Source organism: Peribacillus sp. SIMBA_075 (assembly GCF_046534585.1).
Window position 1 is genome coordinate 1 of the sequence record NZ_JAWRYN010001462.1, and the last position, 241, is coordinate 241.

The following is a 241-nucleotide window of genomic DNA, read 5'->3' on the forward strand; positions in this document are numbered from 1 at the left end:
GGGCTCGATGAAGAGCGTCTCAACACCGAAGGTTGGAGATTTTGTGTTCTTTACGACATATAAATCTGGTCCATCTCACATGGGTGTCTACATTGGGAACAACAAGTTTATCCATGCTGCTTCTGACGGTGTGACGATCAGTGATATGAATTCAAGCTATTGGAAGCCGATTTACCTTGGAGCGAAAACATTTGTTAACTAATCTATTCAAAGAGACTGCTCATGAAGCAGTCTTTCAGCG

General features: G+C 42.7%; 1 protein-coding gene. It reads left to right on the top strand.

Annotation, left to right across the window (positions count from 1 at the left end; translation table 11 throughout):
* Positions 1 to 202, top strand: a 202-nt coding sequence (locus tag SB775_RS33235) for a C40 family peptidase (protein ID WP_410865557.1), incomplete at its 5' end; no start/stop codon positions are given.
* Positions 203 to 241: the final 39 nt, after the last annotated feature.